The organism is Fulvivirga sedimenti (assembly GCF_020328055.1).
In genome coordinates this window covers 892,175-905,254 of record NZ_JAIXNE010000004.1, presented here as the reverse complement: position 1 = coordinate 905,254, position 13,080 = coordinate 892,175, and the positions used below count along the sequence as shown (strand labels likewise).

The window sequence follows — 13,080 nt, the reverse complement described above, 5'->3', positions numbered from 1 at the left end:
AACCAAATATTATTTGGTTTAGGGAAACGGGCAATTATTGTAAGTATATAAAATACTATAAATCAGATATATAGAATCATTTACTTAAAGTATATAATTAATTTATTCTTTTCGAATTTTAGCCTGCTTTATTATATAAGCGTTGTTAATCCTGGATGAGATTACCGCTTATCAGATTAAATGTAACGGTTGATCCATTGATAATAAGACTGGCGGTTCCGTCTCCATTAAAGGTGATGGAACCCTTTAAGGTATAGGATCGGTCACTACGGGTAACCTGAATTTCATAAAGGCCGGATCCTGAAATGATGGTTTGTGTTTCAGGGTCAATTGTAAGTGAGGTAAGCGTAATATCCACATTTGAGCTGCCGTTGATATTTTCCCGCTCCTTCACGTTATATTCTCCGGATCGGTCATAGGTTCCGTTGTAAACCAGGTTTTGATTGGCATCCAGTGAGATTTCAAAATCTCCGTTTCCGTCATGTGACCAGGTGAGTTTTGGGCCGTCGAAGGAGCCACTGTAGGTAAAATCAACGGAAAGGCTGACGGGTACTTGTATGGAACTGCAATTTACAGATACGTCGTAGCTGTAGCTGTAATTATACGTTACCATACTTCCATCAGTACTCGATATTTGCTCAGACCCGCTGTCTGTATAATCACATACCGCACTTCGCCCATTGGCAGAACCCTGCGCCGTTTGGTAAAGGGCCACTGATTCCTGGAGGAGTGCATTAACACCGTAAGTGTTGGAGGCTACCGATGCTGCAACCAACAGTGAAACTTCTTCGGAAGCTTCGGGACTGATTTTTTCACCTTCATCATTACAGGCGGTGAGGAAACCAACGGTAATCAGTGCTGACAAAAATAGGATGTTCTTCTTCATTGTTAAAAAATTTGTTCCATGTTGATACACCGTTTTGTGGAGGCGTAACCGTCATTCAACGATTAAATCCACCACTTGTGGACTTGATTCCTTTCTGTTGTATATTTTCACATAATAATGAACGATCGAACTATTGGCAGTGAGTCATTTCAGGGCATTCGAATGGATCGCATGGAGGATATCTATGACCGATCCGGCGGGAGGCCCGGTGAACCCCACCGGCATGACTACTTCACCATCGTATGGGTACACAAGGGTAACGGAACTCATTTGATTGACTTTACCAATTACTCGTTAGGTGAGAATCAGATGTATTTCATATACCCCGGTCAGATTCATCACCTGGTGACAAACAACAGACCACAGGGCTGTGTAATCAGCTTTACCGCAGAATTTCTCTCTGCCAATAATATTTCCATGAGCTTTCTGGAACGCATCAATTTATTCAGAACAGGTAGTGACTCTTCCCCGCTCATCATTCCCGAAAATTTGATCGACAGATTTGATCAACTATTTACGCTGATGTATGACTTGTATGAATCTTCCATATCTTACAGGTCTGAAGCTCTTGGCTCATTACTGAAGCTTGTCCTTGTGCTTTCGAATGAAGCATGCGCGAGACCGGAAACGAATCATCAGCATGAACAGGGAACTTCGTTGCTCAGTCAGTTTCGTAACCTGGTGGAATTAAATTATTCCAGGGAGCATAAAGTCCAATGGTACGCTGGAGCCCTGTTCATTACACCCAAACACCTGAATGCAGTTGTCAAGAATCTGCTCGGACAAACCGCAAAGGAATTTATTCAGGACCGGATTGATACCGAAGCCCGCAGGTTATTGCTGCATACCGACCTTACCGTTAAGGAAATTGCCTTCCGTCTTGGCTTCAGCGATCCCCTTCATTTCAGTCGCTACTTTAAGAATCATACGGGCCGTTCCCCGAGTGAATTCAGAATCTGAGACAATTTCCGACATTTTGCTATGATAACAAGTGATATCTCCATGATCATTTCTTCAAATTATGCGTTATAACATATAAATAGAAAATTTGAGCTATGAAAACAATATTGCACAAATCAAATACAAGGGGTCACGCCAATCACGGATGGCTCAATTCATATCATACGTTTAGTTTTGCAGGCTATTATGATCCGGAGCGGGTACATTTTGGTAAACTCCGTGTGCTGAATGATGATACTGTTGCCCCGGGCAGGGGATTTGGAACACATCCCCACGACAATATGGAAATTATTTCCATTCCGTTATCCGGAGACCTGGAGCATAAGGATAGTATGGGAAATACCACAGTAATCAAGCAGGGAGATGTTCAGGTGATGAGCGCCGGAACGGGCGTATTTCACAGCGAGTACAATAAGAATCAGGATCAGGAAGTGAAATTCCTTCAGATCTGGGTTTTTCCGAATAAAAAGAATGTGGAGCCCAGGTATGACCAGATTTCAATTGGCGAAATTGCCGAGAAAAATGCCTTTTATCAGATCCTGTCACCTAACGCTGATGACCAGGGTGTCTGGATACACCAGGATGCGTGGTTCCATATTGGTGAATTTGATCAGGGCGCTGCTGCTGAATATTCGATCCATAAGGAAGGAAACGGTGTTTATGCATTTGTGCTTGACGGGGAAGTAGAGATTGGTGAACAAAAACTTGCCACGCGTGACGGATTGGGCATTCTGGAAACGGATGCATTCCAGCTGAAGGCATCATCGCCATCGCGTGTTCTGTTAATGGAAGTACCTATGAATTGAGAAATGATGATAGAAACAATAGATATAAAACAGGCAAAAACGAGGTACAATGTACTCGATGTGATCCGCAAGAGGTGGAGCCCGAGGTCATTCAGTAAATACCCGCTCATGCCAGAGGAAATTGAGACGCTGCTTGAAGCGGCTACATGGGCACCAAGTGCGATGAATGAACAGCCATGGAGGTTTGTAGTGGCCTCAAAAGAGGATGAGGAAAAGTTCAGGAAGCTGGCAGATTTTCTTGTTCCCGGAAACCGGGTATGGGCCGAAAATGCAGCTGTATTAATGGTTGTTTTCGGGGTAACAACCTATGCCAGAAATGGGAAGGAAAATATCAACGTCGGGCATGATGTTGGGATGGCCACCCAGAACCTGCTGCTGCAGGGCGTAAGTATGGATGTTTACGGCCATGTGATGGAGGGTTTTGACAAGGATCGGGTTATAGAGGAATTTCAATTACCCGATAATATACGGCCTTTAACCATGCTTGCACTTGGCCGGCTGGATGTTCCGGATCTGCTTGAAGAACCGTATTACTCACGCGAACAGAGTCCTCGTACCCGCCGTTCGGTGGAAGATTCAGTAATATCTTTTCCGGAGATGTGACTTTTTAGTCAAAGCCGGTTATAGTAATAAAGCGCTTCGTCAGGGAAGAGTCGTGACTGCATGAAGTGTTGAAATCAGGATGTCCGCAGTTCGCGCTGCGGACATTTCTTTTTATTCCGGTTCGGCCCTGTTGACTTTTGGTGAATAATGTCGTTTGAGCCATTTGCTCAGTCCTTCATATCCGGGGAAAAGAACGCGTTCATTGATATTTACCTGGTCGAGTTTGTCCCGGATTTCCCATTTCAACTCAGAGGGTATTCGGATGCGAAAGTACATTTCAGGTTTATTCAAAAGCCAGTCATCAAGCATAAGCCCGGGGTGCGACATAAATGTAAATATTGCATACTGGTTAACAATCCTTGAGTCAAGTGATGGTGGTTCAAAAGGAACTACAAACTCATCTGTCTGGCTGGTAAGCTCGGTGATATTATTGTAGGCTTCATTCAGCATTTCTGTCGTAAAGGAATTCGATCCAACAAGTCGAAGCTGATTACGTAAATTATCCGGAAGATAATTCTTAAGTTCCTCATAATTTAGCGCCCATATGACCCCATCACGATTAAACTGGGTTATATCAGCCGTAGCAAAATGTAAGGCCACCAGGGGTGAATAGGTCCAGTCGAGCAGCCGGGTGGGAAGGCCGTGATGTTGTGCCAGCGCGAGCCAGTCCCAGTCGGTATTATTAACAATATCCGGCCGGTGCGCGTATTTCTTGAAATTTCTCAGCAGGTGGAATTCCAGTTTTTCGTAGGGTCCTCCCAGCCGGGTCAGCGATGTCTTTAGTCGGTACTCAAATTGGGATAAGCCACGATAAATAAAAGGGGAACGCACTCTGCCAAGCCGGTCATTAAAAGCATCCTGAAACAATAGTTCCTGTAATTCCAGCCAGCTGGATGGGGTAAGGGCCTCCTTCAAATCCATAGTTTTTCTGCGATGATCGATTGAAAAGTTATCTAATTTTTCCCGATTCCTCCGAATATTTTATTAAATCTGTTATTCTGAATTACGCTTTCCATAGAGCTGACCTACCCGGAAGGCAGCAGATAATGCCGCCGGTATCTCAGCCTCTGCCTGAATCACTTTGGCTTTGGCTTCCTGTGTACGTGCTACCATTTCCTGTTCCAGTGCCACGGCCATTGCTCTTTTTTCCTCGGCTTTCGCTTTCGCGATATTCAGGTCGGCCGCTGCCTGGTCAATTTGAAGTGCCGCTCCAATATTTTCCCCCACATCCAGATCGGCGATGTCGATGGAGAGAATGTCAAAGGCTGTACCACTGTCAAGGCCGTTGGCAAGCACCTGCTTGGATATGCTTTCGGGACTTTCAAGTACTTCGGCGTAATGTCGCGCGGTTCCGATCCGTGAGATGATGCCCTGGCCAACGCGTGCTTTGATTGTTTCTTCGCCCGCTCCTCCAACAAGACGCTGGATATTACTGCGAACGGTTACGCGGGCCACGGCCACCAGCTGGATACCATCGACTGAAACCCCTGTGATGGCTGGTACTATCACGACATATGGAGTTACAGAAACCTGTACCGCTTCCAGTACATTTCGGCCCGCCAGATCAATGGCGGTAGCCTGTTTGAAGGTCAGATCAAGGTTCGCCTTATCGGCAACTATGAGTGCTTTAATTACGGCTTCCAGGTTCCCGTTGGCCAGGTAGTGTGTTTCCATCTGATTGGTGGAAATATGTTCAATGCCAGCTTTATGGGCGATAATCATGGAACGAACAATCAAGCCGGGAGGAACTTTCCGGAATCGCATAAAAACCAGGTCGAACAGGTTGATCTTAACACCTGTAAACTGGGCGGTGATCCAGAGATTGATGGGGAAAATGAAATTCAGTAACCAGATTCCTGCCAGAATGACTGCAATAGTAAGAAGAGAAGGTACAGCCATAGTAAGTTTGTAATGAGTGTTCCGGCAAGGTACATCATGTTGATCATAATTTTGATGTTCATAATGTTTATTTGGCATTTGTGCCATTTTTCCAACCTTAAAGCCTGCTTCCGGGTCATGAAAGAAAATCAAAAATGGCGGCATTGAAATATTTTGTTCCGATTGTAGTGTTGATATGGATCACCGGATGTGCAAACGATTCCGGGAAGGAGATTTTCGACAATACCCTTTCCGGGGAATGGTATTTGGCGGAAGTATTAGCAGATCCGGGCGACGGCAGTGGCACCTTTCAGCCAACAACACAGGAATTGAAGCTGCAAATCTTTTCTTCAGGCCTCTATATCTCGTCTGAATCACTTTGCAACGCGGGATCCGGAATGAGCGGCACCTTTGATATAGAGGAGGGCAAAATCTATCCTGTGAATTGTAATTATTCGTTGGGTTTTAAAGTCGAGGAGGGTGAATTATATGTCTATTTTCCCTGTATCGAACCTTGTGCTTATAAATTCAGAAGAAAATAATCTGCTAAATCTTAGTTGATTATATCATGTTGTTTTGCGCTACTCAATGGAGGATGTTGCATTTTCAATCAGCCGAACATAGTAGCGTATCGCATTTTCAAAATCCTCCACTGAGAGCCGCTCGTTTATTCCGTGAAATGTCTTGATGGTTTCCGGTGTCAGATGGATAGGCGTAAACCGGTAAACATCATCGCTAAGCGGATAATAGTACCGTGAGTCCGTGGCACCAACCACCAGGTTCGGCGAAGTGAGCGCTTCCGGGAATATCTCCTTAATTGTGTTGCGTATGGTTACGAAACCATGAGAATCGGTAGATGAGGATTGAGGTGCTTCAGAATTAAAACTTCCCTCACCAATTACAATTCGGTCATCATTGATCAGGCTTGCAACACGATTTTTTACGTCCTGGATGCTTGTTCCTGGCAAAATCCTGAAGTTGACAGTGGCATTGGCCGTGTAGGGGATTACATTTTCTTTGATTCCTGCATTAAAAATGGTGGGTGCCGTGGTGGTGTGCAGCATGGCCGAACCTGATGCTGATTCAGAAAAAGAATTCATGATGACCGGCTCCAGCAACCACCGGTTTGCAAAGGCCACTTTTTGAGTGAAGGGCATTTCGGGACCAAGATGATCCATAAAATCATTTACAGGCTGGGTTACTTCTGCCGGGAAAGGGTTGTCCTTAAGTTTGACAACTGCCCTGGCCAATACATCGATCGCTGATTCCTCCCCGGGCATGGATGAATGTCCGCCTTCGAGGGCAACCGATAGCTTTAGTGATACAAATCCTTTTTCTGCGGTTCCGATAAGTGCCACGTCTTTGTCGATACCGGGTACAAGTCCTTGTGAAATCGCGAATCCTTCATCCAGCACGAATTCAGCCTTTACTCCCTTATTTTTCAAATGTTCAACAATGGCAGTGGCACCGTTTATACCACCGATCTCCTCGTCGTGACCGAAACAGAGATATATGGTTCGGTTGGGCTGAAAGCCCCGGCTTAATAATAATTCGACCGCTTCCAGGTTTCCGATGACACTCACCTTATCGTCGATGGCGCCGCGGCCATAGATCATGCCATTCCGGATCTCACCGCCGAAAGGAGGGTGGTCCCATTTATCGATATTTTCTTCGGCAACAGGCACTACATCCATATGACCCATAAGAATCACCGGCTTTAGGGATGGGTCTGTGCCTTTCCACTCATAGATCAGACTGAAAGTATTGATTTTGGTGATACCAAGCAGCGAGTCAGCCAGCGGGTAGGTGGTTTTAATAAATTCATGAAACCGGAAAAATGCGGCAGAATCGATCTTTGAAGGATCTTCATTGGATACAGTGGGAATGGTGATCGCCTGCGACATGTGCTCTTTAGCGGATGCCGGGATATCGATCTTCGGTACCGGATCCACATGAACCTGCTGAGAATCGAAAGTGAATGTGTTAAAAAGCATCACGGCAATCAGGAAAATAAATATGGTAAGGAGGGAAAGGAAAATCTTTTTCATGTCGGGTCTTATCATTCTTCGAAAGTTAGTTATCCGGGGGGATAATGCAAATCTGAATAGAAATTAACATTAGTATTGATGTGATTTGCTATTTCAATTTAAATCAAGTCCTGAACAGTGAAATTCCCACATGTATATTGGATAAGAATTCAGGTTTAATCATATTTGCATCCCATTCGGGATTGATTGATCCCGGAATACGCCCAGGTGGCGGAATTGGTAGACGCGTTGGTCTCAAACACCAATGGCTTCGGCCGTGCCGGTTCGACCCCGGCCCTGGGTACTTTTGAGAATGAGAATGAGAAGCAGAATGATGTTTTTCATTCTCATTTTCATTTTAGATCAGTTTAAGACCCATTCTCATTTTCGTTCTCATTATTAATATTATTCATTAGAAAGAATGATATCATTCTTTCTAACTCAAACATATTTAGAAGCAGAATGATATTCCCAATTTCGGTTTGTCCGTCGTGATAGCTAATTCGAAAAATGTTTGAGTTTCAGAATCTCGAGGTTTATAGAAAATCTGTAAATTTTCATCAGGAGGTTAATAGGTTGCTAAAGTCAAAGAAAATTGATCATACCTATCGAAATCAATTACATAGGGCATCACTTAGCGTAGTTTTGAATATTGCTGAGGGCTCGGGTCGGTTCACAAAACCGGATAGAAGGAATTTTTTTATTATTTCACGAAGCTCAATTTTTGAATGCGTGGCACTTCTTGAAATGTTAAAAAATCAGATCCCGGAAATTAGATCCAATTATGAAACACTCCTTGCTGAATGTGATGAAATGTCCAGGATACTTTATTCAATGATCAATAACCTTAAAAAATAAAGTATTAATTGAAATTCAATGTTTGGGCTACTACGAGCGTACCTCAGAAAACTCCTAAAATAACCCATATAGACTTTCATTCTCATTCCCATTCCCATTCCCATTCTCATTCCCATTCCCATTCTCATTCCCATTCTCATTCTCATTCCCATTCTCATTCCCATTCCCATTCTCATTCTCATTCCCATTCTCCTTCTCATTCTCATTCCCATTCTCATTCTCATTCCCATTCTCATTCTCATTCCCATTCTCATTCTCATTCCCATTCCCATTCCCATTCTCATTCCCATTCTCATTCTGCTATCCTCCACAACTTTGTTCCTGCCTTCCGTGTCCGTACCTTGTTCTAAATGAAATAATATTCAATGTATCGCCTCGCATTTTTACTTCTTGTGATGATGGGTGCCCCGGGATTTTCTCAGGATTCGCCCGACTACCAACACTACCACCAACAGGTGATTGCCGCGGAGACCCTGATTACACAGGAGGAATATCGACAGGCACTGGATATCTATAATCAGCTGATTGTATCCTACGATTTTGTTTTCCTGAGGGAATATCAGGTCGCAACCCAGCTTGCAGCTTACCTGGGTGATAATCAAAAAGCGGCCGATTATTTGCGAAAAGGAATTCGCAGGGGATGGAAGAAGAAGTCAATCAAGAAAAATGAAGTCTTGTCAGCCCTCAGGAAAGGCGATAAATGGAAAAGCATCCAGAAGGAATATCCCGAACTAAGATCAGAATATGAGGCTTCATTGAACCAACCCCTTAGGAAACAGGTGAAAAAGATGATTGTAAAGGATCAGAAGAAAGCCTTTCTTGCCCTGTTTACCTTTAGCCCCGAAGCGCAGGACCGGTACGCCGAGAATAAATTTGCGCCACACAGTGAACGCCAGCTGGCTGAATTCATTGAAATCCTGGGAACCTACGGGTATCCCGGAGAACAGCTGATCGGTAATGATGTCTGGATGTCGACGATCCTCAGTCATCATAATTCTATCTCGCAGTCCTACGCTGAAAAAGATACAATCTATGCCTGGCTTAAGCCAAAACTCATGGAAGCCGTAAACAACGGACAGCTTTCATCCTACCATTATGCAATGATCGATGAATGGTATCTGCAGGTTGTGGATGATACTGGCAAAGCTTTCTATGGTTTTCTGGATGCACCGATGGAATCCAGGGTGGAATTTACCAATCAATTACGGGCAGATGCCTGGATCAGACCCATTGAAGTAAGAAACGGACTGGTCGATATCCAGGAATCAACAGGAATTGATTTTTACTTTGAAGGAAATCCATGGGATGGGGGGAAGATTGAGATTCGTTAGCTGTCCGTCCTTAGGCGATGTAATGCGACCTCCCGGAGGTCACACCTTTACCACTATTTTGCCCTTGTTCTTACCAGAAAACAGATCAAGAAATGCTGTCGGAATATTTTCAAAGCCTTCCACAATGGTTTCATTGTAGGCTAATTTTCCTTCCTTCATCCATCCGCTTAGTTTTTGAATGGCTTCCGGGAATTTATCCTCATAGTTTGAAACAATAAACCCCTGCATCAGCGCGCTGTTCCTGATCAGGAACGGCTGTACGCTGATGCCGGTTGGCATAGACGTGTCGTTGTACATGGAGATGGCTCCGCAGATGATCAACCGGGCAAAACGATTTATGCTGAATAAAACTGCATCGGATATCGAACCCCCTACATTGTCAAAGTAGATATCCACGCCATCCGGACAAGCAGCGGCGATTGCTGCTCTCATATTTTTGGTGGTTTTGTAGTTGATGCCTTCATCAAATCCAAATTCAGATTTAAGGATGTTTACCTTTTCATCAGTCCCGGCGATACCTACAACCCGTAATCCCAGTATTTTCCCGATTTGTCCGACAATACTACCAACAGCACCGGCGGCGCCTGAAACCACCAGGGTTTCTCCTTGCACCGGTTTTCCGATTTCCATGAGGCCTGTGTAGGCTGTTAAACCCGTGAGACCAAGAACCCCCAGGTAGGCCGATAACGGCGCCATTCGGGGGTCAACCTTCATAAGCCCTTTTCCTGAAGAAACCTGTTGCTTTTTCCATTGAAGCATACCCGAAACATAATTACCTTTGTTAAACGCGTCATTTTTTGATTCCAGAACTTCGGCAATGATTCCGGAAACGATGGGCTTGTGCAACTCAAACGGGGGGATATATGACTTCGCGTCATTCATCCTTCCCCGGAGATACGGATCTACCGAAACGTACTTTGTTTCCAATAAAAATTGTCCGTCCTGCAGGGCAGGAACTTCTTCGGTGGTGAATTTAAAGTCTGATAATTCAGGTGTTCCAACGGGTCTTTTATCTAATAAAATCGTATTGCTCATTGTTGAGTGGTTAATTTTAACTGAATGATAGATGGTAAGTTACGATTTAATGAGCGGTCGGACGGTATAACCTGAAGAAGGTTTATTCCACCACCTGCTCTATGTGATTCGAGAATGCAAAGGGCTTTTCGGCAAATAGGGCTTTTGTCGCTGGCCAAACGGATCCAAATAATTCAGAATCCCGGTACCGGTCCAGGTGGTCCTGGCTTTCCCAGTGACTGTAGGTACAGAAGGTATTGGGGTCATTGGCATCCCTGTGAAGCTCCAGATGGCGACAACCGGGGAAATGGCGGATTTTATCCCTGCTATTATTGAAAATGTTCAGGAATGCCTGAACTGAATCCTCGCGGAAGGTCATTCTGACGATACGGATCAGCATTATTCTTCGAAGTTTATCATGACGGGACTGTCGTATTTGAGTCCAAGCAAATTCATCGCATTACCCATATTCACCCCGATTTCCATCAGGCCAAGGTCATTGAAAATCACAAAAACATCCCCCGGATCTACCTGGTGAAGAAATTCATGGATCCGGCTTATACGTTCACGGGCAAAGCTGATGGTAAATTTCTTGTCTTTGCTGAGTATATTGAATGTCTCCCGATCGATATTAGTGATAAGGTTGCCATAATGATCCACCCTTAGCACATGCCCTGTGATCATCTTTTTGTTGGCTTTCAGTTGTCTGCCCATCATACGTCGATAGGTTGCAACCCGGGGGCCCAGATCTGTAATGGCTGTACCACTGGCAATTTTGGCTGCCGCGACGGCGAGCACGGTACGCGTGGGAAATGTGGAACGTACGGGGTTGAGCGTATTTATATTGACAATAATACGAGCCTCTTCATCACTTATTAACCCGAAAATCCCATTATCTGTCCCAACAAAATAATGCCCATGCATTTCCAGTGCTATGAAATTATCTTCCGAACCACCTACACTGTTCACGGCGACAAGATGCACTGTTCCGCGGGGAAAATCACGAAACACCGACCGGATTACAAAGGCGCCGTGGGCGAGATCGCATTTTCCTATTTGATGGCTGATATCGATTATACGTATTCCACTGTTTACAGACAGGATTTTTGCTTTTACGGCTGCCACATAGTGATCACTTTCACCGAAGTCTGATAAGAATGTAACTATGGCCATAAAACCTCTGTATGAAAAATTTCGTCAGATAAAACGTTAATGTACTTAAAGGAACTGCAGGCATTGCCTACTTTTGTTGACAAAATTAAGTAAATTTTACCCATTAAAAATTTATCCTAAACCTTATTCAAGTTTGGTAGAAAAAGTTATTACACTGGAGAACGTTTCTCTGATCGACTTTCTTGGAGTTGAGAATAAAAACATCAATGAAGTTGCTTCAGCATTTCCCAAAAGCAAGATTGTGTCACGGGGCAATGAGATCCGTATTAAGGGAAGTACGACGGAAATTCTGAAGATCAATGATATTCTGAATTCATTGATTGAACATTATCACAAATTTGGTAAGGTTACGGAGGAAAACGTGCAGAATTACCTGGCAATGGAAGCCGAAGCAGAGCTCCCCGAGCAGGAAGAGGTACTCATTTACGGTACCCGTGGGTTTACGATCAAGCCGAAGACCATCAATCAGCAGAAACTTGTTTATGCTGTATCCAACAATGATCTGGTATTTGCCCTTGGGCCGGCTGGAACGGGTAAAACGTATATATCCGTTGCACTGGCGGTGAAGGCGCTTAAGAATAAACAGGTTAAAAAAATCATTATTACCCGCCCTGCTGTCGAAGCGGGAGAAACACTGGGATTTTTGCCCGGTGATCTGAAGGAGAAACTGGATCCGTACCTCCGGCCGATTTATGATGCCCTCTACGATATGGTGCCTGCTGAAAAGCTCCGGTACTACATGGAGAATAATGTAATCGAGATTGCTCCCCTGGCATACATGCGCGGCCGCACATTGAATAATGCATTTATCCTGCTGGATGAAGCTCAAAATACCACGCCTAATCAGATTAAGATGTTCCTTACACGGATGGGCCCCCAATCCAAAGTGATTATTACAGGTGACACCTCCCAGATCGACCTTCCGAAAAAACAGAAATCCGGGCTCATTGAAGCTACCCGAATCCTGAAAGATATTGATGGAATCGGATTTGTAGCCTTGTCAGGAAAGGATGTTGTCCGTCATAAGATTGTAAAGGACATCATAGCCGCCTACGATACTTATGAAAATAGTCATGAATCGCATACCCGTGGAAATACGTCTGGTTCAAACGAATGAAGAGCTGAAACAGGCCTTTGCCGTTCGTGAAGCTGTGTACATTGTAGAACAGAATATCGACCGGGAAGATGAATTCGATGAATTTGAACCTGTTTGCCGTCATTTTGTCGCGCTGCAGGATGGGGAGGCTGTGGGTGCCGCCCGCTGGCGGTTTACAAACGAGGGGATCAAGCTTGAGCGGTTTGCCGTGCTCGCTGATTTCCGAAAGCGGGGCATCGCTTCTCAACTGGTGGATGAGGTTATCCGGGATATCAAACGTCATCCAAAATTTAACCATCAGACGCTGTATCTGAATGCCCAGTGGGACGTTCAGCCGCTCTACGCGCAATTCGGATTCAAACCTGTTGGAGATATTTTCCTCGAATGTGATATCAAGCATCAGCGAATGGAAATGTCTGTTCCGATCGTATAATTTGTCCGTACTGAT

At 44.5% G+C, this 13,080-nt stretch carries 16 protein-coding genes and 1 tRNA gene; 9 read left to right on the top strand and 8 right to left on the bottom strand.

Going from position 1 to position 13,080, the window contains the following annotated elements; genetic code table 11:
• Positions 1-145 precede the first annotated feature (145 nt).
• Positions 146-886 carry a hypothetical protein gene (locus LDX50_RS22085; protein WP_225698381.1) on the bottom strand — a complete coding sequence of 247 codons (741 nt, stop codon included), beginning with the start codon at positions 884-886 and terminating at the stop codon, positions 146-148.
• Positions 887-1,003: 117 nt separating this feature from the next.
• On the opposite strand from LDX50_RS22085, the gene LDX50_RS22080 reads away from it, so the two are divergent.
• From LDX50_RS22080 to LDX50_RS22070, 3 genes are all read left to right on the top strand, one after another.
• Complete coding sequence (locus LDX50_RS22080; RefSeq protein WP_225698380.1) at positions 1,004-1,846, top strand: AraC family transcriptional regulator; 843 nt, start codon at positions 1,004-1,006, stop codon at positions 1,844-1,846.
• Positions 1,847-1,941: 95 nt separating this feature from the next.
• Entirely contained in the window at positions 1,942-2,652 is a 711-nt protein-coding gene (locus LDX50_RS22075) for a pirin family protein (RefSeq protein ID WP_225698379.1), read from the top strand.
• A gap of 3 nt (positions 2,653-2,655) precedes the next feature.
• Complete coding sequence (locus LDX50_RS22070; protein ID WP_225698378.1) at positions 2,656-3,255, top strand: nitroreductase family protein; 600 nt, start codon at positions 2,656-2,658, stop codon at positions 3,253-3,255.
• 111 nt (positions 3,256-3,366) lie between these two features.
• Here the strand turns inward: LDX50_RS22070 and LDX50_RS22065 are convergent, their stop codons facing one another.
• A complete protein-coding gene (locus LDX50_RS22065) occupies positions 3,367-4,176 on the bottom strand; it encodes an FRG domain-containing protein (RefSeq protein WP_225698377.1) in 810 nt (269 codons plus the stop codon).
• Between the two features lie 72 nt (positions 4,177-4,248).
• Positions 4,249-5,154 (bottom strand): flotillin-like protein FloA, encoded by a 906-nt coding sequence (gene floA, locus LDX50_RS22060; protein WP_225698755.1) that lies wholly within the window; start codon positions 5,152-5,154, stop codon positions 4,249-4,251.
• A 134-nt stretch (positions 5,155-5,288) separates the two neighbouring features.
• On the opposite strand from floA, the gene LDX50_RS22055 reads away from it, so the two are divergent.
• The gene (locus tag LDX50_RS22055; RefSeq protein WP_225698376.1) at positions 5,289-5,675 is read left to right on the top strand and encodes a hypothetical protein; all 387 of its coding nucleotides are present in this window, start codon (positions 5,289-5,291) and stop codon (positions 5,673-5,675) included.
• A gap of 39 nt (positions 5,676-5,714) precedes the next feature.
• On the opposite strand, the gene LDX50_RS22050 is transcribed toward LDX50_RS22055, so the two are convergent.
• Positions 5,715-7,196, bottom strand: coding sequence for a M20 family peptidase (locus LDX50_RS22050; RefSeq protein ID WP_225698375.1), 1,482 nt, complete (start codon positions 7,194-7,196; stop codon positions 5,715-5,717).
• Positions 7,197-7,382: 186 nt separating this feature from the next.
• Here LDX50_RS22050 and LDX50_RS22045 point away from each other — a divergent pair.
• Both LDX50_RS22045 and LDX50_RS31105 read left to right on the top strand, forming a co-directional pair.
• Positions 7,383-7,464 (top strand) — tRNA-Leu (locus LDX50_RS22045).
• 206 nt (positions 7,465-7,670) lie between these two features.
• Positions 7,671-8,018, top strand: coding sequence for a four helix bundle protein (locus tag LDX50_RS31105; protein ID WP_225698374.1), 348 nt, complete (start codon positions 7,671-7,673; stop codon positions 8,016-8,018).
• Here LDX50_RS31105 and LDX50_RS22035 read toward each other — a convergent pair.
• A complete protein-coding gene (locus LDX50_RS22035) occupies positions 7,988-8,308 on the bottom strand; it encodes a hypothetical protein (protein ID WP_225698373.1) in 321 nt (106 codons plus the stop codon). The genes LDX50_RS31105 and LDX50_RS22035 overlap by 31 nt on opposite strands.
• Before the next feature lie 75 nt (positions 8,309-8,383).
• Between LDX50_RS22035 and LDX50_RS22030 the strand changes: the two genes are divergently transcribed.
• The gene (locus tag LDX50_RS22030) at positions 8,384-9,349 is read left to right on the top strand and encodes a hypothetical protein (protein WP_225698372.1); all 966 of its coding nucleotides are present in this window, start codon (positions 8,384-8,386) and stop codon (positions 9,347-9,349) included.
• A 39-nt stretch (positions 9,350-9,388) separates the two neighbouring features.
• Here LDX50_RS22030 and LDX50_RS22025 read toward each other — a convergent pair whose 3' ends face one another.
• From LDX50_RS22025 to LDX50_RS22015, 3 genes are all read right to left on the bottom strand, one after another.
• Positions 9,389-10,384: an NADP-dependent oxidoreductase gene (locus tag LDX50_RS22025; protein ID WP_225698371.1), complete on the bottom strand. Its 996-nt coding sequence runs from the start codon at positions 10,382-10,384 to the stop codon at positions 9,389-9,391.
• Positions 10,385-10,466: 82 nt separating this feature from the next.
• The gene (locus LDX50_RS22020) at positions 10,467-10,763 is read right to left on the bottom strand and encodes a putative quinol monooxygenase (RefSeq protein WP_225698370.1); all 297 of its coding nucleotides are present in this window, start codon (positions 10,761-10,763) and stop codon (positions 10,467-10,469) included.
• Positions 10,763-11,536, bottom strand: a complete 774-nt coding sequence (locus LDX50_RS22015) for an SAM hydrolase/SAM-dependent halogenase family protein (RefSeq protein ID WP_225698369.1) — start codon at positions 11,534-11,536, stop codon at positions 10,763-10,765. Before LDX50_RS22015 ends, LDX50_RS22020 begins: the two co-directional genes overlap by 1 nt.
• A gap of 133 nt (positions 11,537-11,669) precedes the next feature.
• Here LDX50_RS22015 and LDX50_RS22010 point away from each other — a divergent pair, with 133 nt between their 5' ends.
• Positions 11,670-12,653, top strand: a complete 984-nt coding sequence (locus LDX50_RS22010; protein ID WP_225698368.1) for a PhoH family protein — start codon at positions 11,670-11,672, stop codon at positions 12,651-12,653.
• On the top strand, positions 12,610-13,065 hold the full coding sequence (locus tag LDX50_RS22005) for a GNAT family N-acetyltransferase (protein ID WP_225698367.1): 456 nt from the start codon (positions 12,610-12,612) through the stop codon (positions 13,063-13,065). Before LDX50_RS22010 ends, LDX50_RS22005 begins: the two co-directional genes overlap by 44 nt.
• Positions 13,066-13,080 lie beyond the last annotated feature (15 nt).

Coding starts and splice junctions, on each gene's coding strand:
- LDX50_RS22015 (WP_225698369.1), bottom strand. CDS start 11,536: ATGGCCATAGTTACATTCTTATCAGACTTCGGTGAAAGTGATCACTAT.
- floA (WP_225698755.1), bottom strand. CDS start 5,154: ATGGCTGTACCTTCTCTTCTTACTATTGCAGTCATTCTGGCAGGAATC.
- LDX50_RS22085 (WP_225698381.1), bottom strand. CDS start 886: ATGAAGAAGAACATCCTATTTTTGTCAGCACTGATTACCGTTGGTTTC.
- LDX50_RS22075 (WP_225698379.1), top strand. CDS start 1,942: ATGAAAACAATATTGCACAAATCAAATACAAGGGGTCACGCCAATCAC.
- LDX50_RS22065 (WP_225698377.1), bottom strand. CDS start 4,176: ATGGATTTGAAGGAGGCCCTTACCCCATCCAGCTGGCTGGAATTACAG.
- LDX50_RS22050 (WP_225698375.1), bottom strand. CDS start 7,196: ATGATAAGACCCGACATGAAAAAGATTTTCCTTTCCCTCCTTACCATA.
- LDX50_RS22080 (WP_225698380.1), top strand. CDS start 1,004: ATGAACGATCGAACTATTGGCAGTGAGTCATTTCAGGGCATTCGAATG.
- LDX50_RS22070 (WP_225698378.1), top strand. CDS start 2,656: ATGATGATAGAAACAATAGATATAAAACAGGCAAAAACGAGGTACAAT.
- LDX50_RS22005 (WP_225698367.1), top strand. CDS start 12,610: ATGAATCGCATACCCGTGGAAATACGTCTGGTTCAAACGAATGAAGAG.
- LDX50_RS22020 (WP_225698370.1), bottom strand. CDS start 10,763: ATGCTGATCCGTATCGTCAGAATGACCTTCCGCGAGGATTCAGTTCAG.
- LDX50_RS22025 (WP_225698371.1), bottom strand. CDS start 10,384: ATGAGCAATACGATTTTATTAGATAAAAGACCCGTTGGAACACCTGAA.
- LDX50_RS22055 (WP_225698376.1), top strand. CDS start 5,289: ATGGCGGCATTGAAATATTTTGTTCCGATTGTAGTGTTGATATGGATC.
- LDX50_RS22030 (WP_225698372.1), top strand. CDS start 8,384: ATGTATCGCCTCGCATTTTTACTTCTTGTGATGATGGGTGCCCCGGGA.
- LDX50_RS22035 (WP_225698373.1), bottom strand. CDS start 8,308: ATGGGAATGAGAATGGGAATGGGAATGGGAATGAGAATGAGAATGGGA.
- LDX50_RS31105 (WP_225698374.1), top strand. CDS start 7,671: ATGTTTGAGTTTCAGAATCTCGAGGTTTATAGAAAATCTGTAAATTTT.